Source organism: Staphylococcus sp. HMSC068C09, assembly GCF_001813735.1.
Lineage (GTDB): Bacteria > Bacillota > Bacilli > Staphylococcales > Staphylococcaceae > Staphylococcus > Staphylococcus hominis.
On record NZ_KV813778.1, the window covers coordinates 101,257 to 124,569 of the forward strand.

The 23,313-nt window shown below is 31.8% G+C and carries 21 protein-coding genes and 1 pseudogene; 15 read left to right on the forward strand and 7 right to left on the reverse strand.

The annotated features are described in order from the left end of the window. Positions 1 to 107 precede the first annotated feature (107 nt). Entirely contained in the window at positions 108 to 413 is a 306-nt protein-coding gene (locus tag HMPREF2930_RS09990; RefSeq protein WP_048762467.1) for a hypothetical protein, read from the reverse strand. Positions 414 to 763: 350 nt separating this feature from the next. Here HMPREF2930_RS09990 and pgsB point away from each other — a divergent pair, with 350 nt between their 5' ends. From pgsB to sdaAA, 9 genes are all read left to right on the forward strand, one after another. Beyond that, positions 764 to 1,921 carry a poly-gamma-glutamate synthase PgsB gene (pgsB, locus tag HMPREF2930_RS09995; RefSeq protein WP_017175062.1) on the forward strand — a complete coding sequence of 386 codons (1,158 nt, stop codon included), beginning with the start codon at positions 764 to 766 and terminating at the stop codon, positions 1,919 to 1,921. Position 1,922: 1 nt separating this feature from the next. Next, on the forward strand, positions 1,923 to 2,375 hold the full coding sequence (gene pgsC / locus HMPREF2930_RS10000) for a poly-gamma-glutamate biosynthesis protein PgsC (RefSeq protein WP_017175061.1): 453 nt from the start codon (positions 1,923 to 1,925) through the stop codon (positions 2,373 to 2,375). A gap of 23 nt (positions 2,376 to 2,398) precedes the next feature. Continuing rightward, a complete protein-coding gene (locus HMPREF2930_RS10005) occupies positions 2,399 to 3,469 on the forward strand; it encodes a CapA family protein (RefSeq protein WP_017175060.1) in 1,071 nt (356 codons plus the stop codon). After that, the gene (locus HMPREF2930_RS11620; protein WP_002488200.1) at positions 3,459 to 3,620 is read left to right on the forward strand and encodes a hypothetical protein; all 162 of its coding nucleotides are present in this window, start codon (positions 3,459 to 3,461) and stop codon (positions 3,618 to 3,620) included. Before HMPREF2930_RS10005 ends, HMPREF2930_RS11620 begins: the two co-directional genes overlap by 11 nt. Before the next feature lies 1 nt (position 3,621). Then, a complete protein-coding gene (locus HMPREF2930_RS10010; protein WP_017175059.1) occupies positions 3,622 to 5,220 on the forward strand; it encodes a gamma-glutamyltransferase in 1,599 nt (532 codons plus the stop codon). A gap of 190 nt (positions 5,221 to 5,410) precedes the next feature. Further along, positions 5,411 to 6,892 carry a xylulokinase gene (gene xylB, locus HMPREF2930_RS10015; RefSeq protein ID WP_017175058.1) on the forward strand — a complete coding sequence of 494 codons (1,482 nt, stop codon included), beginning with the start codon at positions 5,411 to 5,413 and terminating at the stop codon, positions 6,890 to 6,892. Between the two features lie 925 nt (positions 6,893 to 7,817). Then, positions 7,818 to 8,861: a PTS sugar transporter subunit IIC gene (locus tag HMPREF2930_RS10025; RefSeq protein WP_017175056.1), complete on the forward strand. Its 1,044-nt coding sequence runs from the start codon at positions 7,818 to 7,820 to the stop codon at positions 8,859 to 8,861. A gap of 2 nt (positions 8,862 to 8,863) precedes the next feature. Beyond that, positions 8,864 to 9,550: a serine dehydratase beta chain gene (locus HMPREF2930_RS10030; RefSeq protein ID WP_017175055.1), complete on the forward strand. Its 687-nt coding sequence runs from the start codon at positions 8,864 to 8,866 to the stop codon at positions 9,548 to 9,550. 13 nt (positions 9,551 to 9,563) lie between these two features. Further along, the gene (gene sdaAA / locus HMPREF2930_RS10035) at positions 9,564 to 10,466 is read left to right on the forward strand and encodes an L-serine ammonia-lyase, iron-sulfur-dependent, subunit alpha (protein ID WP_017175054.1); all 903 of its coding nucleotides are present in this window, start codon (positions 9,564 to 9,566) and stop codon (positions 10,464 to 10,466) included. A gap of 397 nt (positions 10,467 to 10,863) precedes the next feature. On the opposite strand, the gene HMPREF2930_RS10045 is transcribed toward sdaAA, so the two are convergent. Further along, positions 10,864 to 11,361 carry a GNAT family N-acetyltransferase gene (locus tag HMPREF2930_RS10045; RefSeq protein WP_017175052.1) on the reverse strand — a complete coding sequence of 166 codons (498 nt, stop codon included), beginning with the start codon at positions 11,359 to 11,361 and terminating at the stop codon, positions 10,864 to 10,866. 148 nt (positions 11,362 to 11,509) lie between these two features. Here HMPREF2930_RS10045 and srtA point away from each other — a divergent pair, with 148 nt between their 5' ends. Beyond that, on the forward strand, positions 11,510 to 12,115 hold the full coding sequence (gene srtA / locus HMPREF2930_RS10050; protein ID WP_017175051.1) for a class A sortase SrtA: 606 nt from the start codon (positions 11,510 to 11,512) through the stop codon (positions 12,113 to 12,115). Positions 12,116 to 12,292: 177 nt separating this feature from the next. Then, entirely contained in the window at positions 12,293 to 13,102 is an 810-nt protein-coding gene (locus HMPREF2930_RS10055) for a Cof-type HAD-IIB family hydrolase (RefSeq protein ID WP_017175050.1), read from the forward strand. A gap of 89 nt (positions 13,103 to 13,191) precedes the next feature. Here the strand turns inward: HMPREF2930_RS10055 and HMPREF2930_RS10060 are convergent, their stop codons facing one another. Next, a complete protein-coding gene (locus HMPREF2930_RS10060; protein WP_017175049.1) occupies positions 13,192 to 14,184 on the reverse strand; it encodes a D-lactate dehydrogenase in 993 nt (330 codons plus the stop codon). A 317-nt stretch (positions 14,185 to 14,501) separates the two neighbouring features. On the opposite strand from HMPREF2930_RS10060, the gene HMPREF2930_RS10065 reads away from it, so the two are divergent. The 3 genes from HMPREF2930_RS10065 (at position 14,502) to HMPREF2930_RS10075 (ending at position 18,034) form a co-directional block, all read left to right on the forward strand. Continuing rightward, positions 14,502 to 15,170 (forward strand): NAD(P)H-dependent oxidoreductase, encoded by a 669-nt coding sequence (locus HMPREF2930_RS10065; RefSeq protein ID WP_017175048.1) that lies wholly within the window; start codon positions 14,502 to 14,504, stop codon positions 15,168 to 15,170. Positions 15,171 to 15,300: 130 nt separating this feature from the next. After that, positions 15,301 to 16,794, forward strand: coding sequence for an aldehyde dehydrogenase family protein (locus tag HMPREF2930_RS10070; protein ID WP_017175047.1), 1,494 nt, complete (start codon positions 15,301 to 15,303; stop codon positions 16,792 to 16,794). A 331-nt stretch (positions 16,795 to 17,125) separates the two neighbouring features. Then, positions 17,126 to 18,034: a phosphate/phosphite/phosphonate ABC transporter substrate-binding protein gene (locus HMPREF2930_RS10075; RefSeq protein ID WP_017175046.1), complete on the forward strand. Its 909-nt coding sequence runs from the start codon at positions 17,126 to 17,128 to the stop codon at positions 18,032 to 18,034. Positions 18,035 to 18,065: 31 nt separating this feature from the next. Here HMPREF2930_RS10075 and HMPREF2930_RS10080 read toward each other — a convergent pair. Both HMPREF2930_RS10080 and HMPREF2930_RS10085 read right to left on the reverse strand, forming a co-directional pair. Continuing rightward, positions 18,066 to 18,872: pseudogene (locus HMPREF2930_RS10080) on the reverse strand (VOC family protein). A 127-nt stretch (positions 18,873 to 18,999) separates the two neighbouring features. Next, complete coding sequence (locus HMPREF2930_RS10085) at positions 19,000 to 19,281, reverse strand: GNAT family N-acetyltransferase (protein WP_002448625.1); 282 nt, start codon at positions 19,279 to 19,281, stop codon at positions 19,000 to 19,002. Positions 19,282 to 19,462: 181 nt separating this feature from the next. Between HMPREF2930_RS10085 and HMPREF2930_RS10090 the strand changes: the two genes are divergently transcribed. Then, positions 19,463 to 20,419, forward strand: coding sequence for a metal ABC transporter solute-binding protein, Zn/Mn family (locus HMPREF2930_RS10090; protein WP_017175043.1), 957 nt, complete (start codon positions 19,463 to 19,465; stop codon positions 20,417 to 20,419). A gap of 59 nt (positions 20,420 to 20,478) precedes the next feature. On the opposite strand, the gene aldA is transcribed toward HMPREF2930_RS10090, so the two are convergent. Together aldA and HMPREF2930_RS10100 are read right to left on the reverse strand one after the other, a co-directional pair. Continuing rightward, positions 20,479 to 21,903 carry an aldehyde dehydrogenase gene (aldA, locus tag HMPREF2930_RS10095; RefSeq protein WP_017175042.1) on the reverse strand — a complete coding sequence of 475 codons (1,425 nt, stop codon included), beginning with the start codon at positions 21,901 to 21,903 and terminating at the stop codon, positions 20,479 to 20,481. 75 nt (positions 21,904 to 21,978) lie between these two features. Further along, positions 21,979 to 23,064, reverse strand: coding sequence for a YkvI family membrane protein (locus HMPREF2930_RS10100; protein WP_017175041.1), 1,086 nt, complete (start codon positions 23,062 to 23,064; stop codon positions 21,979 to 21,981). Positions 23,065 to 23,313: the final 249 nt, after the last annotated feature.

Consider the following 23,313-nt stretch of genomic DNA (forward strand, 5'->3'; position numbering starts at 1 on the left):
AAATTTCAGCAAAATTCAATAAAAACATGTCACTTATTAATAGTCTAGCAGTAAGTAACATATTAATTCGCATTTTATATAAACATAAAAACAGATACTAACTTGTATTATTCTCTAGAGTTAGTATCTGTTTCTTTATATTCAGTATTAATAGTATCGTTATGTGAAGATAGGGCATCTTCTTTTTCTATTTCAGTAAAATTTGAAGTCGAATGTGGTGATTTGTTTTTATTGATTGTCTCGTGAGAAGATTGAGAACTGTTGTTGATATAACGATGATCAGTATCTAATACAGAATTACTCATGTCATTTCCTTGTAGACTGCCAATCAAAATAAAGATGAGATAACTAGAACAAGCCAGTAAAACTAAAGAAAGATAAATGCCAACTGCAATTTTAACAGGTTTAGCCATAGATTTATCCATTTATGTCCTCCTAGAGTCATAGCAATGTTTACTTATAAACTAACATGAGAGTTTTAAGTAAATGTAAATAAGAAGTAAATATTTATCGATTTACTATTAATAAATGTAAGGTAATTAAATTTGTCGATATTAATTTGAAATAATCAATAATTTATTCGAGAAAATATTGATATTCTATTAACTTTTTTATAATTTTATACTATTTTTAACTGAATATTTACATTTTTAAAACTGACTAAATATTAAGATGATAGCATACCCTTATTAAAGTGTTTAACGCATTCATTAAGATAATATTAAATGAAAGAAAAAATATGTTTAAAGAGAGGGACTTCAGTTTGATTCTCATTATCATTTGTATCGCTTTGATATTATTTCTAGGAATTAGAGAGAAAAAGCGACATACACACCGTTTAAATAAGATTCCTCTACGAATAAATATTAATGGTATTCGTGGTAAATCAACTATTACAAGAATGATTTATAGTATTTTGCGAGAAGATCAATATCATGTCATTGGTAAAACAACAGGCACTGATGCCAGAATGTTGTATTGGTTTACAGAGAAAGAATATCCTGTCCTTAGAAAACCGCAAGGCGCCAACATAGGAGAACAAAGAGACATTGTGCAAAAAGTAGTTAAGCAAAAAGGCAATGCGCTTGTTAATGAATGTATGGCAGTGAATCCAGATTATCAAATTGTCTTTCAAGAAGATTTAGTAAAAGCGAATATTGGTGTCATTGTCAATGTTATGGAAGACCATATGGACGTATTAGGGCCGACACTTCAAGATATTGCTCAAGCATTTACTGCAACGATTCCCCGAAATGGAAAATTAGTAGTCATGAAGGATGAGTTTACAGACTTTTTTGCTAAGGAAGCTAAAAAACGTAAAACTGAACTTATTGTTGTAGATAAAAATGATATACCTGAATCATACTTAAGGAAATTTAATTATTTAGTATTTCCTGATAATGTCGCTATCGCTTTAGGTGTAGCGCAAGCTGTAGGAGTTGAAAAAGACGTTGCACTGCGCGGCATGTTAAATGCACCTCCTGATCCAGGAGCGGTTGAAATTAAATATTTTAATGCAAATAACACAAAAAATGTATTTGTTAATGCGTTTGCTGCTAATGAGCCTCAGTCTACGAAAGCGATATTAAATAAAGTAGAATCATACGATTATCCTTATACAAAAAAAGTAGTGATTCTTAACTGTCGTTCTGACAGGGTGGATCGAACGCGACAGTTCGTTGAGAATTTTATTGAGGACGTCGAATTCGATACCTTAATTTGTACAGGAAAAAGCACGCAAATGGTTACAGATTTAATGCAACATCTACCTGAAAAAACATACATAAACCTTGAAAATCATGATTTTTCAGATATAGAAAAAGCGATTCTTAGTGAATCACATCAGGCACTCATATTTTGTGTTGGAAATATTCATGGTCCAGGTGGAAAAATAGCAGAATTTATAGAAGGGATAGAATAAAATGATAGGTTCGGAATTATACTTTTCCCTATTTGTTGGTATTGTATTAAGTTTAATTTTTGCAGAAAAATTTGGGATTAATCCCGCAGGTCTTGTTGTACCTGGTTATTTAGCACTTATTTTTGATCAACCCATTATGTTACTATCTGTGTTGGTCATTAGTTGTCTCACTTATTTTATTGTTACGTTTGGTATTAGTAGATGGGTCATTCTTTATGGTAGACGTAAATTTGCAGCGATGATTTTAACTGGTATGGTTCTAAAATTTGTTTTTGATTTAATTTATCCACTCACTCCATTTGAAGTTGTAGAGGTTTCAGGTATCGGAGTTGTTATTCCTGGTATTATTGCCAATACCATTCAAAAACAAGGTGTTGTAATTACATTAGCTACGACAATGTTATTAACATGTATTACTTATGTCATCTTGTTCTTATATAGCTTTATTAATTAATCGCGAGCGAGGAGCGCATAATAATGAAAAAGAAAAAACGATTATCAGCGAGCGAATGGTTACTTAAGCAATCGAAACGACATAAACGAAGAAACTTTTTGTATACGTTTATTGTCTTAGTTATCACAGTAGTACTTCTAATTTTTGCTATTCGAGCTGTTAAAGTTGAACCTGTAGAGGCGATGCCACATTCGGGTAATAGTATTAGAAATACATATTTAGGAAATATCACTTTGAATAATGACATCAGAAAAGTCAATTTAAATGATGTTTTTAAAAGTTTAAGACAGCCATTACAACAAAGTGATTTTTCCACAGCTTCTTTATATGTGAACCAATTTTCTAAAAATCCTAAAGAAAATATAAACAAAAACATAGAAAACATTATGTTTTTAAAAAAACAAAATATTAAAAGTATCAATTTAATTAATAGCACTATAGATAATGTACAAGCGCAAGATTTATCCAAAAAAGTTGAAGCACAAACAGATTATAATTTTTTAACTGGAAATGGTTCGAATCCAATTAATAGTAAAACGGTGCAACAAAAAGTTAAAAATAAAAAAGTCGCTAATGTTTCGTTCACAGATATTGAATCGTATTATGAAGATCCTTTAAAAAATACGACATCTATTAGCTTAGATCCCAAAATTTTTGTACCATTAATTAAAAACTTAAAGGAAAACAATGATCTTGTAGTTGTGAACGTAGATTGGGGGATTCCTAACGAACGTAATGTAACAGATCGCCAAAAAGCTTATGCCCATGCATTAGTTGATGCAGGTGCAGATGTAATCATTGGCCATAATACAGTTATACAAAGTATTGAGAAATATAAACATGCTAGTATTTTTTATAGTTTAGGAAATTTAACCTCTGCTGATTTTCTATCAAAAAATCAAAAAAGTATAGTTGTTCAACATGATTGGGATGGTCAGCATCATCAATTTCAAATTACACCTGTTCGCTCTGCAGATGGAAAATTAACAAAAGATCATATGAATAGTATGGAGTCACAACGTTATTACAATAATATTAAAGATAAAACAATTCATCTGAAAGAAAAGAATGGGGGGTATTCTTTTGAATATTAAACAACATTGGTTACCTATTGTTACAACACTCATTATTATTGCTATTTTATTAATGGTTACATTTGCTAGAGCAAATGAAGGTCTCGATAATTACGAAAAAAATGAATTAAATAAAGCCACGGAGCAATATTTATCTAAAGGGGCCAAGTAGTATGAATATCTATAATAAAGTGACACTATCAGTCATTTTAGTGATTACAATTTTAATCTCATTTATATTTTATTTTTTTAATAAAGAAGATAAACTTGATAAAGATGATCTATATGAAAATAAGATTGCTAACCGTAAATCAGCAACCTCTGATGAGCAAAAAACGTATGGTGTCGCTTCAAACAATGCGATCGCAACACGTGTAGGTAATAAAATTATTGAAGATGGTGGTAATGCAGTTGACGCAGCGGAAGGTGTCGCATACGCGCTTGCAGTAACAGAACCTCATTCATCTGGATTAGGTGGTGGCGGCGCTACACTTACATACGATGGTAAAAATGGTGAAGAACCTCGCATGTATGAATATAAAACAACATCTTCATTTAATTACAAAAAGGGAGATAAAATAGGGACACCTGGTTTTGTACGCGGTTTACATGATATGCATGAAAAAGAAGGTAAAATGGATGAGAAAAAAATCTTAAACTATGTCATTCCATTAGCTGAAGATGGCTTTGAAGTAGATTCAGAGTTAGAACGTAGCTTGAAATTATTTGGTTCTGACATTGATCGAAACTCTCCCTTCTTTAAAGGCAAGCGTACAGTTCGTGAAGGTGCAATTGTAAAACAACCTGCTTTAGCAAATACTTTAAAGAAAATTCGAGATAAAGGACCGGATTATTTTTATAATCATATTGGAAAAAGTTTATCTAAACAATTAAAAAATCAACTCACTGAAGAGGATTTTAAACAAGTAAAAACAGAAGAAAAGAAACCTATTAGTACAAAATATTTAAACAATACTGTTTATGCTGCATCTAACCCATTAGGTGGAATCTTAATGGAACAAGGTCTGAAGATTGATGAAAGCGTAAATTCTGCAAATGATCGTACAGATTATATTACAGGGATTGTCAAATCTCGTGATATTATGTATCGAAATAGAGATATTGTTAACGGTAAAGAATCTAGTAGCAATACCTACTTATCTCAAGATTATTTACTAGATAAGATTAACGGTATCAATTTTGATGAACAAGGTAGTGACTTCAATACACAACGTATTGATAATACAAGTACAACACACTTTGTAGTGATTGATAAGAACGGTAAGTTAGCAAGTACTACAAATACATTATCAAGCTTCTTTGGAACAGGTAAATATGTTAAAGAAGGTTTTTATATGAACAACTCGCTAACAAACTTTTCAACAGATCCAAACAGTCCAAACTATGGTGAGAAACATAAAGCACCACGTTCTTATACGTCACCTACTATTATTGTTGGACCCGACTTCTATATGGGTATTGGTTCGCCTGGAGGAAATAAAATTCCAACGATTCTTAATGAAGTCATTGTAGATTATTTAAGAGGAAATGGGACGTTACAAGAATCTATTAATAAGCCACGTTTTTATAATGATGGTGGAACAATCTTCTATGAAAATGCTATGGATGATAATGATGTCAATATTTTCAAAAGTCTAGGTTTTGGTGTAGAAGAAAAACGTAACGATCCTAACTTTGGTAGTGTTCAAGGTGCGGTTTATAACAAGCAAGATAGAACAGTGGAAGTTGGACAAGATGTAGGAAACAGATAATAAAAAGGGACAAAAATCAATCGGTTTTTGTCCTTTTTTTATTTACTTAAAATAAGTATTGAAATAATTATTTAAAACGCTATCATAAATACATAGATAGCTAAATTTAATTTATATATAATAGAAAATATAAAAATAATAAATTGTCATTAATATAATTATATGAATAGTGATATAAAGGGTGAGTCGTATGAAAGAAGCAGTATTAGGTATTGATCTTGGAACTAGCGCAGTTAAAATTATTGCGGTAAATCAATCAGGCCATGTGATTACTTCAACAAGTGTGCCTTTAAATTTAATACAATCCCAACCTGGATATAGTGAACAAGATCCAGAGGAATGGTTTAATGCAGTTAAAACAGGCATATATCAGTTAAATCATTCTGATGAAATGAAATTATATAAAGTGAAGGGTATCTCATTCTCAGGGCAAATGCATGGGCTAGTAGCTTTAGATAAAGAAGGTCACCCTGTACGACATGCTATTCTTTGGAATGATACACGTAATTCAGAACAATGTAAGCAAATTAGATCGGTTTATGGAGAGCGATTAAATGGAAATCCGATTCTTGAGGGTTTTACACTTCCTAAGATGATGTGGGTAAGTACTCATGAACCTGAACTATGGAAGAAAGTAGATGTGTTCGTTCTTCCTAAAGATTATGTACGTTATCGTTTAACAGGTAAGATTCACATGGAATATTCTGACGCTGCAAGTACGCTCCTTCTTAATCCAGAAACGCATGATTGGTCAAAAGAAGTTGGAGATACATTTGATATAGGAGATGTTTATCCCTCACTTGTGAAATCCACAGACGAAGTTGGAACTATTCAAGAACCCTTAGTGAGTGAACTGGGTTTTACATCTTCGGTAAAAGTATTTGCTGGGGGTGGAGATAATGCTTGTGGTGCAATTGGTGCAGGTATAATCAATGATAATGATACATTATGTAGTATTGGTACTTCTGGTGTAATCGTAAACGTAGAAAAAAGTAATCAAACGCACTATAAAAATAATATACATTTTTTTGATCATAGTGTTCCAAATACATATTATGCAATGGGAGTAACGCTGGCTGCAGGATATAGTCTTAATTGGTTAAAGAGAACATTTTTTGAGAACGATACGTTTGATGAAATTGTTAAACAAGCGAGTACCTCTTCAATAGGTGCAAATCGTTTATTATTTGCACCTTACCTAGCTGGTGAGCGTACACCACATGGCGATGCATTTATTCGAGGAAGTTTCATTGGCATTAGCGGTAACCATTCTAAATCAGACTTTGCACGAGCGGTACTAGAAGGTATTACCTTTTCTTTATATGATTCAATTCAATTGATGCGAGAAGCGGGAAAAGAAATTACACATATTACTTCAATTGGTGGAGGAGCAAAAAGTGAATTTTGGCTTCAAATGCAAGCTGATATTTTTAATGCATCTATACGTAAATTGAAGCATGAAGAAGGACCAAGTATGGGGGCAGCAATGATTGCGGCGTATGGGTTACAATGGTTTGATTCTTTTGATGACTGTGTAGCGCAATTTATAGACGTTGAACATATATATGAACCAAATTTGCAACGACATCAACAATATGAATCTTATTACAATATTTATAAACAAATCTATCAACATACACATCAACTTACAGAAGCATTATTAAAGATTTAAAGCGTTTAGCCCATGATTATTTAGAAAGAAACTCGAAGAATCAGATGACAAAGTAGGGACAGATATCGTTTTTATGTCCCTACTTTTTAATAGTAAATTCCCATTAACATTCCTTATTATAATTAAAATAATATATTTTTTAATAAATATATTGACAAAAATCTAATATAGATATTAAATAATATATATAAATTCCTCATTCCAAATAACATTATCTGTTAAGTATGGAAAGGAGTGATAGTTATGAACAATACTAATTTCATTGATCAACTATCACACGTAAATATGATTGAGACGCTTTATTTAAATTCCAATGATTTAAAACCCTCTATGAATCTTTTCCTAAATTTATTATTTAAACGATTATTACTAGAATACTATGTATACATTCGTACAATTTATAATAAGTATGCATGTTTAGAAACGCCATTTCTATCCTTTCAACTTTTTTTCAATAATTTTCATGAGTTATTTTATATCATGTATACACTCATCGATACGCAAAATATAACAACTTATTCTAACGTTTTAGAATAGTAAAACGATATAGTTAAGTATGTTTGTGTGTATAAGAGATCCACCCCATTAAGAAATAGAGTGAGTAAGAAAACAATAAATAATTGATAAAATTCAATCAAGTGGTGAACATTCATATTACTAAAAGATGTATTATAACTGAGTGTATTTATAAACATCTTTTTCAGTAGAAGTGAGTATATTTCTCGTTTCTACTGTTTTTTTATGAACAAAATTAATATTTTGCGTCTAATTTTTTTTACATGAAAATTAAATTCGTTAAAATACTTAAAATGTGAATTATTTCACAAATAAATTTTAGATTTACTGTATTAGGTGTTGAAAACGTTTTCCAAGGGGTGTACTATGACATTGGCTAGGAAATTAGAGAGAAAGAGGTTATCGGGAAATGAATATTATTTTAGGCGTTGGGACTCTTGTATTAGTATTAATTGTAATGACACTTTTCTTAAACTTTGCACCATATGGGAAACAAGGATTACAAGCACTGTCGGGAGCAGCGTGTGCAACTTTCTTGCCACAGGCATTCTTAAGTTATGCGATAGGTGGCGTTTTCCATATTCACTTCTTCCAAGTGATTGGAGATTTAGCAGGGAGTTTAGCTGGCGTTGCAGTAGGAATTTTGACATGTGTTAATTTAGGTATTTCACCAGTATTTGCAGTTATCGTTGGTTTAGTATTACATGATTTTAAATTATTACCAGCATTTATTGCAGCGTATATTATTTCATTTGGTATTAAATTTATTGAGAAAAAAGTACCAGAAGGTTTAGACTTAATTGCAGTTATTTTAATTGCTCCAGCTGTTGCATTTGGCTTAGCAACAGTCATTAGCCCAGGAGTAATGGCTGTATTGCAACAAATTGGTGGTGCAATTACTGCTGTAGGAGATAGTCATCCATACGCTTTAGCAGTGATACTTGGATTAGTCATTCCAGTTACAGGTATGACACCATTAAGTTCAATGGTACTGACAAGCTTATTAGGTTTAACAGGTGTACCAATGGCAATCGGTGCATTAACTTGTACAGGCGCTTCATTTGTTAACTACGTGATGTTTAGTAGATTAAACATTGGTGGTCCATCTAAAGCATTTGCAGTTTTTGTTGAACCGCTCACTCAAATTGATTTAATTGCTAAATATCCATTACAATTATATGGAACAAATGCCTTGATTGGTGTAGTAAATGCATGTATTGTAACATTTAGTGGACTAGTAATAAATGTAAAAGGTATGGCTACACCAATTGCTGGTGCAATTGTATTGTTTGGCTTTAATACACCTATGAAAGCAGTAATTACAATCATTGCTGTAGCAATTTCAAGTATCATTTTGGCGTTCGTGATCAGTACATTGATTAAAAAATTCAATCTCATGGATTTATCTATCAAATTACCATCTAAACAAAAACAACCTAAGGAGAGTGTTTAAGAATGGCTACTAAAAAAAGTTATGACTATCAAAGTGCGTTTGATATTATTGGACCAGTCATGATGGGACCTTCAAGTTCTCATACAGCTGGAGCAGTAAAAATAGGGAATGCTGCTTTTAATGTACTCGGAGGCATTAAACCAGAAACATTAGCAATTCATTATTATGAATCATTCGCAAAAACACACCAAGGGCATGGTACAGATTTAGCAATTGTAGGTGGTGCAATGGGTTATAGTACGTTCGATAATCGAATTAAAGATTCATTAACTATTGCTAACGATTTAGGTATTCATGTTGACATTATTGAAGAAGATGGAGAAAGTATTGGAGAACATCCAAATTGTGCTTATTTAATTGCTGAAGCAAATGGACGTCATATTGAAGTGATTGGTAATTCTATAGGTGGCGGTACCATTAAATTGAGAAGAATTAGTGTTGAAGGTATAGATGTTAACTTTAATCATGGCTTACCCATTTTAGTCATGGATGGATCTAAAAATAAGTCGGAAGTGAATCATTTCTTAAATGAAGTAAACGAACTTGGCGTAAGTATAGACGAAGAATTGGTTGAAACAGATGATGATAATAGTTTAGTTGTTTTACCGTTAACAAAAGCAATCAAAGAATCAACATTAAATCAAATCAAAGAAAAATATAATCACTTAAATATATCCTATATAAAATAAAGGAGGATTAAAAATGTTCGATTCAATTAGAGAAACTATAGATTATGCTGTTGAAAACAATATGTCATTCGCGGATATTATGATTCAAGAAGAAATGGAATTATCAGGTCAATCACGTGATGAAGTTAGAGATTTAATGAAAGAAAATTTACAAGTAATGCGTGATGCTGTAGTTAAAGGGACTACAGGAGATGGGGTAGAAAGTGTCACAGGTTATACGGGACATGATGCAGCTAAAATCCGTGATTACAACGAGAATTATCATGCTTTATCAGGCCATGAAATGATGGAAGCAGTTAAAGGCGCTGTAGCAACAAATGAAGTCAATGCAGCAATGGGGATTATTTGTGCAACACCGACAGCTGGTTCCTCCGGTACGATTCCGGGCGTATTATTTAAATTAGAAAAAACACATGGTTTAACAGAAGATCAAATGATTGATTTTCTATTTGTTGCATCATTATTTGGACGTGTGGTTGCAAATAATGCGAGTGTTGCTGGAGCAACGGGAGGTTGTCAAGCAGAGGTAGGTTCAGCATCAGCTATGGCAGCAGCAGCTGCAGTATCTGTCTTTGGTGGTGAACCAGAAGCTTCAGGTCATGCGATGGCATTAGCTATTAGTAACTTATTAGGCCTTGTGTGTGACCCAGTGGCTGGACTTGTTGAAATTCCATGCGTCATGCGTAATGCCATTGGTTCAGGAAATGCATTAATTTCAGCTGATTTAGCTTTAGCTGGTGTGAAAAGTAGAATTCCAATCGATGAAGTCATCGAAGCGATGGACAAAGTAGGGCGAAACTTACCTGCACAACTTAGAGAAACTGGACTAGGTGGTTTAGCAGGTACACCAACAGGAGAAGCCATTAAACAAAAAATCTTTGGTAATGCAGAAGACCCAGTCAATAGTTTTTCATAACATTTAAAATCCTAAACCATTCTTGAATGACAACATATTCAAGAGTGGTTTTTTTACGCCTTAAATTATCAGAAAATTTCAAAAAAGTAATTGCAATATTTCACTTTTGGATATAAAATAACTCAAAAGGGGATGATGATATGCTTAGATTATATCTCTTATTTTTAGCCTTCATCATTAATACAACGTTAACGCGTGTATGGACGATCGAAGGAACTTGGGAGAATCTTTTACTTCAATCAATGTCCATGAGTATAATGTTTGTATTTCTTTTTTACTATGTGTGTTTTATGCTTGAAAATAGAAAACATGAAAAAATAGATAGCCTTAGAGATGAAGAATAAACAAAAAAGTCGAGACAGTTATGTGAATAACAAGATCTCGATTTTTTTATGAGTTATTTATCCGTATTTAAATCATATTGATAGAAAGCTAAATCAAGCCAACGTTCAAATTTATAGCCTACGTTTTCAATCGTACCAGCATGTTTAAAATTGAATTTTTCATGAAGTTTAATACTTGCTTCATTTGATGCATCTATGCCTGCAACTATAGTGCGATACTGGCGGTGTTTAGCATCATCAATTAAATGCTCGAGTAAATGTGATGCCACGCCTCTTCCACGATAATCTTTATTTACATATATAGAATGCTCAATAGAATATAAATAGGCAGGCCAATTTCTAAATTGACCATACGTGGCAAACCCAGCAACTTTATTATCTATTTCAAATATAAATATAGGTTCGTTTGCAAGCACTTTTGTTTCGAACCATGCTTCTCGTTCAGCAAGACTTTGTGGGTTATAAGTATATACAGCAGTTGTATTCAGTATGGCATCATTATAAATATTTAATATATCAGGTAAATCTTTACGTTCTGCTTTTCTAATCATGATAAGCACCTACTTATAGTATTTATTGTTAATTTAAGCACTTGCATGAAGTTAAATCAAATATATGTCATATAATCTAACATTTTATTTAGAAAAATAAATGATATACTATGAATTAAGAATTTTAAAATTAAAGGAGTACTACTTAGTGAAAAATTGGACAAATCGACTCATGACCATTATTGGTGTGATTTTGATATTAGTAGCAGTATATTTATTTGCGAAACCATATATTGATAATTACTTACATGAAAAAGATAATGATGATAAAATAGAACAATATGATAAAAATGATAAAAGCAATACATCAAAAGAAAAACCTACGATTCCAAAAGATAAATCGAAAATGGCAGGGTATATCAGTGTACCCGATGCGGAAATCAAAGAACCTGTTTATCCTGGTCCTGCGACACCTGAACAACTTAATAGAGGTGTAAGTTTTGCAGAAGATGACGAATCACTTGATGATCAAAATATTTCTATTGCAGGACATACATTTACTGATCGTCCACATTACCAATTTACAAATTTAAAAGCAGCAAAAAAAGGCAGCAAAGTTTATTTTAAAGTTGGAGATGAAACTCGAGAATATAAAATGACAAGCATTCGAGATGTAGATCCTGAAGATGTTCAAGTATTGGACGAACATAAAGGGGAAACTAATCAACTGACATTAATAACGTGTGATAATTATAATCAACAAACAGGCGTTTGGGAAAAAAGAAAAATTTTCGTAGCTAAACAAATTAAATAAATATTTTAGTTGACCGTTCATCTTCTCATTGATGAGCGGTTTTTATGCATAAAATTTTATTCTTTGTATGTAATTTCTAAATGTGAATATAGTTTCACTCTTCAAGTACTGACTTCAATCCCAATCATAAGGTGGATATAATGGACGATGAAAAGTATTGTAAGGGGGAAACCACTCATGATTAGAGCCATTGCAGTAGATATGGATGGGACATTTTTAGATACAAATAAAGAATATGACAAAGCGCGCTTTGAGATAATTTATCAAGAATTAAAACGAAGACATATTGAATTTATTGCAGCCAGTGGTAATCAATATGCTAAGTTAAAGTCTATTTTTGGAGAGCGAGACATGTACTTCATTTCTGAGAATGGTGCAGTGATTTATCATGGTAATCAATTGTATAATTACCGTAGTTTTGATCAAACCATATATGAAAAAGTAGTGAATTATATTCATCTTGATCAACATATCGACGAATTCATTATATGTGGACTTAAAAGTGCATATATTTTAAAAGATACGTCAGAAGCCTTTAAAAAAGATGCCCATTTTTATTATCGTCAATTAGAAGAAATAGATACATTTCAACCTTTACCTAATGATGAATATGTGAAGATTGCATTAAATATTAATCGTGAGACACATCCCACTTTGGATACAGATTTAGAAACAAAGTTTAAAGAAGAAATTAAACTGGTTTCAAGTGGCCATGATAGTATTGATATTATTATGCCTAATATGACAAAAGGCCAAGCGTTAAAACGTTTGTTAAAAAAATGGGAAATGTTACCATCTGAATTAATGGCATTCGGTGATGCTAACAATGATAAAGATATGCTAGAATTTGCAGAGCATAGTTATGTTATGGCAAATAGCCATGATCAATCATTATTTGATATTGCAAAATTTATAGCGCCAAGTAATGATGAACAAGGGGTACTTCAAATTATAGAAGAAAAAGTATTAAAGAGTGAGACAGAATAATTCGTCGTCTCATTCAGTAGTCGACTACTAACACATAAAAAAGGCCTAGGACATCATAAGTTGTCCCAGGCCTTTTTATATATTAAATCTTAGTTTAATTGAGTGTCACATTTACCTGTGTTAATTACAGATAATGCAGCATTTAATCCACCTTCAACTAAGTTTCTAACTGCTTCATCTGAGAAGAAAGCAATATGAGGTGTCACTAAGATGTTTTCATTTTCAATTAATTCAAGTAAAGTTTTATCTTCAATTTCTTTACCTGTCCAGTCATATGTGAAGTAATCAGCTTCATTTTCATATGTGTCAATGGCAGCACCGTATAAAGTACCATCATTTACAGCATTAATTAAAGCTGGTGTATCAATAACAGCACCACGAGCGGCATTTACTAATACAGCGCCTTTTTTCACTTTGCTAAACATGTCAGCATTGAATAAGTGGAAGCTTTCTTTGTTAGCAGGTACATGTAAAGAAATGATATCAGCATCGGCAATGGCTTCTTCAACTGAATCTTTATATTCTAAGAAATCTAATGAGTTGTTTGGATATGCATCATAGCCTACTACTTTTGCGCCAAAACCAGCATAAATTTTACCAGTTGCAGCACCAATACGGCCTGTACCGATAATTGCAACAGTCATGTTTTTAACAGGTGTAGACATGATAGGTGCAGCCCATTTGAAATTATGTTCTTGAACGCGTTTTTCAATTGCAGGGAATTTACGTACTAATTGTAAAGCGATTGATACTGAGTATTCAGCAATTGTTTCAGGTGAATAACTTGGTACGTTAGAAATTACAATATTGTGTTTTTTTGCAAGATCTAAATCATACATATCAAAACCAGCAGTACGTTGAGCGATTTGTTTAATACCGTATTTTTCAAGTTTAGGATAAACAGAATCTGATAATTTACCGAATTGCATTGTAGTTACGCCATCGAAACCTTCTAATTGATCTACTGTGTCTTCGCTTAAAATTTCTTCAGAAGTAACAACTTCTACATTGTGTTCTTTACCCCAATTTAAAGCGTCTTTTTTTTCGTAATCACGAGTTCCGAAAAACATAATTTTTGTCATTAAAATAACCCCATTTCATTTTGTATAAAAAAGTTAAAATTTAATAAATACGTAAGACTAAAGTTAAAGTAAGAGATTTGGTACAAAATCATTAAATATTATCTCTAACAAAACTTACAACCCTATTATATTGTGAATTAGTTCACAAATCAATTAAAAAGGATTTTTTATTTTGTATAATGTGAAATTATATACATAAAATATCATTTAAAATGAAATATTACAACTTAGAATTAGACAAATCATTTTGAGCTAATTATTTTGGCTAAAATAGTTTGTATTTTATAATTTGAGTAAGATTTTTAATAGAGGAGTGGATGACTATCAATCAGATTCAAAATACCATTATAGATGCGTTTAAATTTAGATTTGCTACTAAGGAATTCGATACAACAAAAAAGATAAGTGATTCTGAATTTAATACAATTCTTGAAGCAGGACGATTATCTCCTAGTTCGTTAGGCCTTGAGCCTTGGAGATTTCTTGTGATTCAAAACGAAACGCTGCGTGAGAAATTAATACCTTATAGTTCTGGTGCACAAAAGCAACTTAAATCTGCCAGTCATTTTGTACTAATTTTAGCTCGTAAGAATGTAACACAGACGTCTGATTATGTACAGTCATTTATTAGAGGGATTAAGCAGTATGAAGAGAGCACCATTCCAATGTTTAAAGATAAAGTACAGGGATTCCAAACACGTTTTCATATTAATGACAACGCTAGAACCATTTTGGATTGGGCGTCTAAACAAACCTACATTGCATTAGGTAATATGATGACAGCAGCTGCATTAATGAATATTGATTCCTGTCCAATGGAAGGTTTCGATTTAGATGGCGTAACTGAGTTATTAGAACATGAAGGAATCATTGATAGTAATCAGTTTGCACCTTCAGTTATGGTAGCTTTTGGTTACAGAAAAGAGAATCCTACAAAACCTAAAACACGTCAACCACAAGAAGATGTAATTGAATGGTTAAATTAAGCATAGTTTTGTAAAAAAAGGGTAAATAATAAATATACAAAACGTATCAATGATGAAGTGAATTTAACATTACTTTATAGAGAGTTACGTTATGATTTATTTATAAACAAAGAAAGAGGGATGAAAACGTATGGCAAAAGTAAATGTTAGAGATTTTTTAGATGAACAATATGATTTATTTATAAATGGCGAATTCCAACCAAGTGAAAGCGGAGAAACACTTACGGTAACTAACCCAGCAAATGGTGAAGAATTAGCTAAAGTTGCTAAAGCAAATGAAAAAGATGTTGATAAAGCAGTGCAATCAGCACATGATGCATTTGATAGCTGGAGTAAAATTTCTAAAGCAGAACGTGCAGATTATTTATTAGAAATTAGTCGTCGTATTGAAGAAAATAAGGAACATCTAGCAACAGTTGAATCACTTCAAAATGGTAAACCTTATCGTGAAACTTCAACGATCGATATTCCTCAAGTAGCTGAACAATTTAAATATTTTGCAGGAGTATTAACGACTGATGAAGGTTCGGTTAATCAAATAGATCATAACACTATGAGTTTAGTTGTAAATGAACCTGTGGGAGTAGTAGGTGCAGTAGTAGCATGGAACTTCCCAATCTTACTTGCATCTTGGAAATTAGGTCCAGCATTAGCAGCAGGTAATACAGTGGTGATTCAACCATCATCTTCTACACCATTAAGCTTAATTGAATTAGCTAAAATTCTTCAAGATGTGTTACCTAAAGGTGTAGTCAACGTCATTACTGGTAAAGGTTCAGAATCAGGTGATGCGATTTTCAAACATGAAGGTGTAAATAAATTATCATTCACTGGTTCAACTGATGTAGGCTATGGTGTTGCTAAAGCAGGTGCTGAACGTATTGTGCCGACTACATTAGAACTTGGCGGTAAAAGTGCTAATATTATCTTTGATGATGCAAATTTAGATCAAGTCATTGAAGGCGTTCAATTAGGTATTCTATTCAACCAAGGTGAGGTATGTAGTGCCGGTTCACGCTTATTAGTACAATCATCTTTATATGATAAATTATTACCAAAATTAAAAGAAGCGTTCGAAAATATTAAAGTAGGTGACCCATTCGCTGAAGATACAAAAATGGGTGCACAAACTGGCCCAGAACAAATTGAAAAAATTGAAAGTTATATTAAATTAGCAGAAGAAGATGACAAAGCAAATATCTTAACGGGTGGACATCGTATTACTGATAATGGTTTAGATAAAGGCTATTTCTTCGAACCAACAATCATTGAACTTTCAGATAATAGTCATAAATTAGCACAAGAAGAGATTTTTGGACCTGTTGTTGTTGTTGAAAAATTCGAAGATGAAGAAGAAGCAATTAACATTGCTAATGATTCAGAATATGGTTTAGCTGGTGGTGTCTTCACTACAAACTTACTTCGTGCATTAAATGTTGCAAAAGCAATTCGTACTGGACGTATTTGGGTTAATACGTATAATCAAATTCCAGCTGGTGCGCCATTTGGTGGTTATAAAAAATCTGGTATCGGCCGTGAAGTTTATAAAGATGCAATTAAAAACTATCAACAAGTTAAAAACATCTTTATTGATACAAGTAATGAAACAAAAGGCTTATACTAATTAAAATATAATTAAATAGTTTAATAAATATTTTGAAATGTCGACAAAGGTGTATACTTTGTCGGCATTTTTTTGTGAAGTATGATTAAGAAATAGAAAAGTATGACGGATTTTATTTTGAAGTTGTATAGTCTTTTAAATAATCTCAATCCCACTTATATGAAGATGTTCTGATGAAAATCTAAAGATTAAGATCTTCAAACTGAAATCAAAATTTAATATAAATTGTATTTTCAATTTAAATATTGGTGGTTAATATATTATAAATACGTCTTTATATTTTAAGTTTGATAAAGTTTAAATACATTATATATTTTGAAAAGGAAAAATGATGAAACGTTTAAAATTTTTAGTTATTTATTTAGTTATTACAATTATAGTAAGTGGTTGTTCAAACATTGACAATGTAAAGCATCCTAAAGAAGCATATACACCTAAGTCATTAACTGTTGGGTTTATCCCATCTCAAAATGCTCAAATTCTTAACGCTAAAGTAAAACCTTTGCAACAATTATTATCTGATGAGCTGGAGGTTCCTGTAAAAGTACATATAGCAACAAATTATAATACAATGATAGAAGGATTGAAATCGAAAAAAATCGATATTGCTTTTATTTCTCCTGTTTCTTACACATTAGCTCATGATGCTCATGCAGCAGATGTATTGTTAAAGTCAAAAGGTTACCTAGTAGATAATAAAGGGAATCAAACACATCACCTTGTAGATTACTATCGATCTCAAATTGTGGTTCGTAAAGATAGTAATATTAATCATTTAAAAGATTTGAAAGATAAGAAGATAGCATTGCAAGATGTGGAATCAACGTCAGGATATATTTATCCTTTAGCAACATTAATGGAAAAAGGAATAAAAAAGTCTGATATTCAAATTCAACAAGTGAAAGGTCATGATCAGGGATTAATTGCATTATTAAATCATGATGTAGAAGCTGTTGCTACATATCAAGATGCTCGGGCAGATTTAAAAAAAGATGATCCCGATATTTATCAAGAAACTAAAGTGATTTATCGTACAAAGAAAATTCCTAATGATACCATTTCAGTACGTAATGACATGAGTAACAAATGGAAAAATAAAATTAGTCAAGCATTCATTAATATAAGTCATACAAAAAAAGGTAAACAGATTATTAGTGATATTTATGGTCATCAAGGTTATGAAAAAGCAAAAGATAGTGACTTTGATACTGTAAGAAAATATCGAGATATTGTAGATTAAAAAAGGTTGGATGATTGTCATCCAACCTTTTTTAATCAGGAACCACACTCACATCTCCATGAATAGTCATACTAAACCCTTCAGGTGATGTTAAATTTGTTTCTTTAGCGTGAGGTTGATAGATATCAATATGTGTTAATCCATAAGTGTTTTTATTGTCTGGATTCACTTGATTAGATTGCCATGTATTCACAGCAATGTGATGATGATAGTGTTGTGTAGAAATAAATAAACTTTGAGGGAGATTTGAAATATGTTCAAAACCAAGTTGATCAATATAGAATTGACGAGCCTCTACCAAATTATGTGTTTTTAAATGGAGATGTCCTAGTTTTCCATCTGATGGAAAACCTTGCTAACCATTTTCAGTACGATGTGAAATTAAATCTTGTGCATCAACTTCAAGAGTATCCATTTTAATAAAGCCATTCTCCCATTCCCAACCACTAGAAGGGCGATCTTGATAGACTTCAATACCATTACCTTCTGGATCATTGAAATATAGTGCTTCACTTACTAAATGGTCACCGCCACCAACAGGCTGATTTAAACTACTCATATGATATAGGAAGTTAGCTAAATCTTGTCGTGAAGGTAATAAATAAGCGATATGAAAAAGGCCAGCTTCTCTAAATTCAGGATGACGTCCATGATCTAAAAGATGAAGCGTTAACGTGTGACCATGTTCTCCAACATTAAAAATAGTTTGTGTGCCAGTTTTCTTTTTAATAGAAAAACCGAGTACTTCAGAATAAAAGTGATTCATTTTGTTTAAATCTTTAACATTTAAAGTGACGTTCGTCACTTGCATTGCTTCTTTTGAATGAAATGTAGTCATGTATCATAGCCTCTCTTTTTTATACTAAGTATATTAAATATACTAGAATAGTTACTAAGAGACAAGATAAATAACTTGATTAAAAAATCCTCTAGAGAATCATTCTCTAGAGGATGATATTTTACTTTTATCCTAAATAAACATCTTGGTAACTATCATTTTTTTCTAATACATCTTTTGCAAATGGACAAGAAGCGATAATTTTTAAGTTATTTTGACGAGCATGTTCTACAACTGCATCAACTAATTTAGTTCCTAAACCTTGACCACCTAATTCATCAGATACACCAGTGTGATCGATTTCAATTTCATTGTTATCAACTTGTTTGTAAGTGATTTCTGCTTTAGGATTATTTTCGTCTTCACCTACATAAAATTTATTGTTACCTTGTTTAATTTCTTCAGCCATATTACTTCACTCCTTATATAATGTCTTAGTATTATTTATCACATTTCCGTTAAATTAAAACATTACATAAATAAAATTTAGAATATAAAAATTATAAAAAATTTAAATACAAAGTCATTGCTTTTTTATAAAAGAACAGATATAGTTGAGAACGAAATTATTACGTTTTGGAGGGGTTTGTGTGAAGAAGATGATCGCAATCATCAGTTTAATGTGTTTGTGCCTCATATTATCTGCTTGTAGTACAAATCGCGATATCACTCACAAACATAAAAAGGTAACAACTGAGAATAAATTGAAAATTTATACTACGGTTTTTGCGTTTGAAAGCTTTACAAAACAAATTGGTGGTAAATATGTGGATGTAGATACGATTTATCCACCGGGTGCTGATATGCATACATATGAACCTAGTCAACGCGATATGATTAATATTGCAAAGAGTGATTTATTTGTTTATTCAAGTGATCATCTTAATCCAGTAGCGGCTAAAATCACAAAATCAATGAATAATAATGATATGAAATTGGCGGTTGCAAATAGTTTAAATAAACAAATCCTTTTGAATGAAGACGATGATCACGATGAACATGGACATCATCATGAAGCAACATCATATGATCCTCATGTTTGGCTTGATCCAATACTAGATCAACAATTCGCAAAGAAAATTAAAGATGATTTAGTTCACAAAGATCCTACACATCGTATATATTATGAGCATAACTATAAACAATTAGTTGAAGATTTAAAACAAATTGACCATACATTATCTAATATAACGACGCGTCCTAAACGAGATAAAGTAATTATTTCTCATGATTCATTAGGATATTTAGCGCGACGTTATCACTTCGAACAAAAAGGGGTTAGTGGTATGAATAATAAAGAGCCAAGTCAGAAAGACATCTTAGCGCTCATTAATCAAATAAAAGACACACATGAACCGTATATTTTATATGAACAAAATATTTCTTCAAAAATAACCGATGTGATTCGTCAAGAGACACAAACACAACCTGTAAATTTTAATAATTTAGCAGTATTGTCTCAATCTCAATCAGAAGACCAAACACTCACGTTTCAATCTATTATGAAAAAAAATATTCAAGCCCTTGATAAAGCATTAAATAAATAAAAAGAGAGCAAAAAAGAATGTAACGCCATTCTTTCTTGCTCTCTTTTTTTATTTTTAATTTACCATCTAATATAACTTACAGTTGTATTGTAATATTCTTCAAAACCATGAATACCATCTGCACCACCAAGGCCAGATTCTCTCCAACCTGCGTGATAACCATTGACTGCTTCTTCTGCCTCACAATTCGCATACACTTCTCCAAATTTTAAACGTTCAGTAGCTGTCATAATTTCTTTTAAGTTTTCAGAGAAAATATAAGATGATAGACCAGCGTTAGTATCATTTGCCATATCAATAACGTCATCAAAGTTTGTATACGTAGTTATAGCAAGAACAGGACCAAAAATTTCTTCTTTAAAAGCACTATCAGTCGTTTTTACATGATCTAAAATAGTAGGAGCGTAGAAGAATCCTTCACGGTCTAATTTATAACCACCTAACACTAAATCTGCTCCATTTTTTACTGCTTCTTGAACTTTATCATCAATACTATCTAATTGTTTTTGATTAATGATTGCACCATAGTCAGTGTTTTCATCATATGGATCTCCAACTTGAAGCGCATCCATTTTATCTTTCACTTTGTTAATAAAGTCATCATGTACATCTTCATGAACAAAGATACGTTCTGGACATGTACATACTTGACCAGCGTTATTAATACGTGCAGTAACGATATAATCAACAGCTTTATCTAAGTCAGCGTGTTGTGTGACAAGAACAGGCGCATTTCCACCTAGTTCTAAGTTAAGTTTTTTAATGCTGTCAGCTGCGTTTTTGAATACAGCTTTACCTGCTCCCATACTACCTGTTAATGAAACAAGTTGAATATCTTTATGAGTTGCCAATTGTGTTCCAACTGTTTCGCCAGTACCTGGAACGATTTGAATAAGACCAGCTGGAATAGTTGAATCACGGAAAAGTTCAGCGATTTTTAATGTTAATAATGTTGTTTCTTCACTTGGTTTGATAACGACAGAACAACCCGTTACAATAGCTGGAATCACTTTACGCATAAGCACTAAAATTGGAGCATTCCAAGGTACAATACCAGCCGTCACACCGATTGGTTTTTTTGTCAGTTGAATAGTTTCATTTACTATACTATTTTGTAATACTTCACCTTTGTTACTCATACTTAAACTTGCCATATAATCAATGAATTCTATTGATTTATCAATTTCACCTTTAGCTTGTACTATTGTTTTACCTTGTTCTTTAACGTATAAATGAGCAATGTCATCTTTATGTTGTTCAAGTAAAGGAATTAATAATTTTACATGCTCAGCACGTGTAGGAGCTGGTACTTTTTCCCATTCAAGTTGAGCGTGTTTAGATTTTTCAATTGCGTCGTTTACCTCTTCTTCAGTAGCAAATGTAATCGTATCGATTGTTTCTCCCGTAGCAGGATTAATCACATCCATTGTTTCGTTTGACTTACTTTCTACAAATTCATTATTAATAAATAGTTGATTGGTCATTAACGACACCTCCATACCTATTATTCCCGTAAAGTATTAAATTTAATCTATAAAAATAAAAGATTCAAAAGGAGATTAATGTGCTCCCTTTGAACCTTCTTTTTTTGAATATTTAAAATGTCTAACCCCTTTATATAAAATAGGAATGAGTAGAATAAAGCCAAATAACCCCATAATTGGAAATACTTTGCCAATGAGTGAAATAAAGCCGATAAATGTACAAATGAACGTCACGATTGTCATGACGATAATAAGTACAAAATATTGTTTTGAAAACGGTGTTGTGAAACGAGAGGCGAATGCGTACATTAAGCCTACAATAGTATTATAAATAACTAGAATCATAATAATAGACATGATAGTTCCCAAAATAGGTGAGATATGTCGTGCCAATAATAAGGTTGGAAGCGCTACGGATTTAATATCATTAAATTTTGTAATTAAGCCTAAATTAATCATTAAAAGTAAAAATGTAATAATGACGCCACCAATTAATCCACCCCAAATAGAAGCACGTTGGTCATGTAAACGTCCCCCCATTACACTTAGAAAACTGAAGGCAGCAGCAATTTGTAAACTGGCATAATTGATACCATCAAACCACCATCCAAGTGAAATAGATGATTTATGCTGTGCATATTGATTTGCACTTTCAAAGTCAAGATGGCCAGTTGCAAGATAATATATCGCAATAATTGTGACGACGATAACTAAGAAAGGTGTAACGATACCTAGTACTGCAATTAAACGATCAAATTTTAAAAATAATGTAACCAAAATAAGACTTACGAGAATAAGTGAACTAAGCCAATAAGGTAAATGAAAACTTTCTTGAATTGTAGATGCACCGCCCGCGCTCATAATAATAGCGAGTGAAAACAAGAATAATGTTAGAACAATATCAAATAATCGAGCAATCATAGGATGCAAGTAGTAATGAATGGATTCTGAATGATTATGTGATTTTATGTTGTAACCAGTATTTAAGACGAACATACCGCCAAGTGTGATGATTAATCCTGTAATAATAATCCCTAATACACTGAATTGACCGTTACTTGTGAAAAATTGGAATATTTCTTGACCCGTAGCAAAACCAGCACCAACGACAACACCTACAAAGGCAAATGCTACGATCATCGATTCTTTTAAAACTTTCATTTTTAAAAATCCTTTCTAAATCAAACACATGAGAATATATTAATCTATTTTAAAGGACATTTTGTTAAAAATAAATATTAAAGTTTACTTGTAATGAACATTGTATTTCTCAAAAATACATTCGAAAGAATTTGTATAAATTTTAAGTTATATGGGGTATATAATAGTTTATAGTTCTCATATAAATGTTATTAAAAAATGTAATAAATATACTATACAGTATTCAGTAAAGTTTGATAGGATATTGCA

Bases quoted from the DNA above. Each gene is read 5' to 3' on its own strand.
- HMPREF2930_RS09990 (WP_048762467.1), bottom strand. From the start codon at position 413: ATGGCTAAACCTGTTAAAATTGCAGTTGGCATTTATCTTTCTTTAGTT.
- pgsC (WP_017175061.1), top strand. From the start codon at position 1,923: ATGATAGGTTCGGAATTATACTTTTCCCTATTTGTTGGTATTGTATTA.
- HMPREF2930_RS10005 (WP_017175060.1), top strand. From the start codon at position 2,399: ATGAAAAAGAAAAAACGATTATCAGCGAGCGAATGGTTACTTAAGCAA.
- HMPREF2930_RS10010 (WP_017175059.1), top strand. From the start codon at position 3,622: ATGAATATCTATAATAAAGTGACACTATCAGTCATTTTAGTGATTACA.
- xylB (WP_017175058.1), top strand. From the start codon at position 5,411: ATGAAAGAAGCAGTATTAGGTATTGATCTTGGAACTAGCGCAGTTAAA.
- HMPREF2930_RS10025 (WP_017175056.1), top strand. From the start codon at position 7,818: ATGAATATTATTTTAGGCGTTGGGACTCTTGTATTAGTATTAATTGTA.
- HMPREF2930_RS10030 (WP_017175055.1), top strand. From the start codon at position 8,864: ATGGCTACTAAAAAAAGTTATGACTATCAAAGTGCGTTTGATATTATT.
- sdaAA (WP_017175054.1), top strand. From the start codon at position 9,564: ATGTTCGATTCAATTAGAGAAACTATAGATTATGCTGTTGAAAACAAT.
- HMPREF2930_RS10045 (WP_017175052.1), bottom strand. From the start codon at position 11,361: ATGATTAGAAAAGCAGAACGTAAAGATTTACCTGATATATTAAATATT.
- HMPREF2930_RS10055 (WP_017175050.1), top strand. From the start codon at position 12,293: ATGATTAGAGCCATTGCAGTAGATATGGATGGGACATTTTTAGATACA.
- HMPREF2930_RS10060 (WP_017175049.1), bottom strand. From the start codon at position 14,184: ATGACAAAAATTATGTTTTTCGGAACTCGTGATTACGAAAAAAAAGAC.
- HMPREF2930_RS10065 (WP_017175048.1), top strand. From the start codon at position 14,502: ATGACTATCAATCAGATTCAAAATACCATTATAGATGCGTTTAAATTT.
- HMPREF2930_RS10070 (WP_017175047.1), top strand. From the start codon at position 15,301: ATGGCAAAAGTAAATGTTAGAGATTTTTTAGATGAACAATATGATTTA.
- HMPREF2930_RS10075 (WP_017175046.1), top strand. From the start codon at position 17,126: ATGAAACGTTTAAAATTTTTAGTTATTTATTTAGTTATTACAATTATA.
- HMPREF2930_RS10085 (WP_002448625.1), bottom strand. From the start codon at position 19,281: ATGGCTGAAGAAATTAAACAAGGTAACAATAAATTTTATGTAGGTGAA.
- aldA (WP_017175042.1), bottom strand. From the start codon at position 21,903: ATGACCAATCAACTATTTATTAATAATGAATTTGTAGAAAGTAAGTCA.
- HMPREF2930_RS10100 (WP_017175041.1), bottom strand. From the start codon at position 23,064: ATGAAAGTTTTAAAAGAATCGATGATCGTAGCATTTGCCTTTGTAGGT.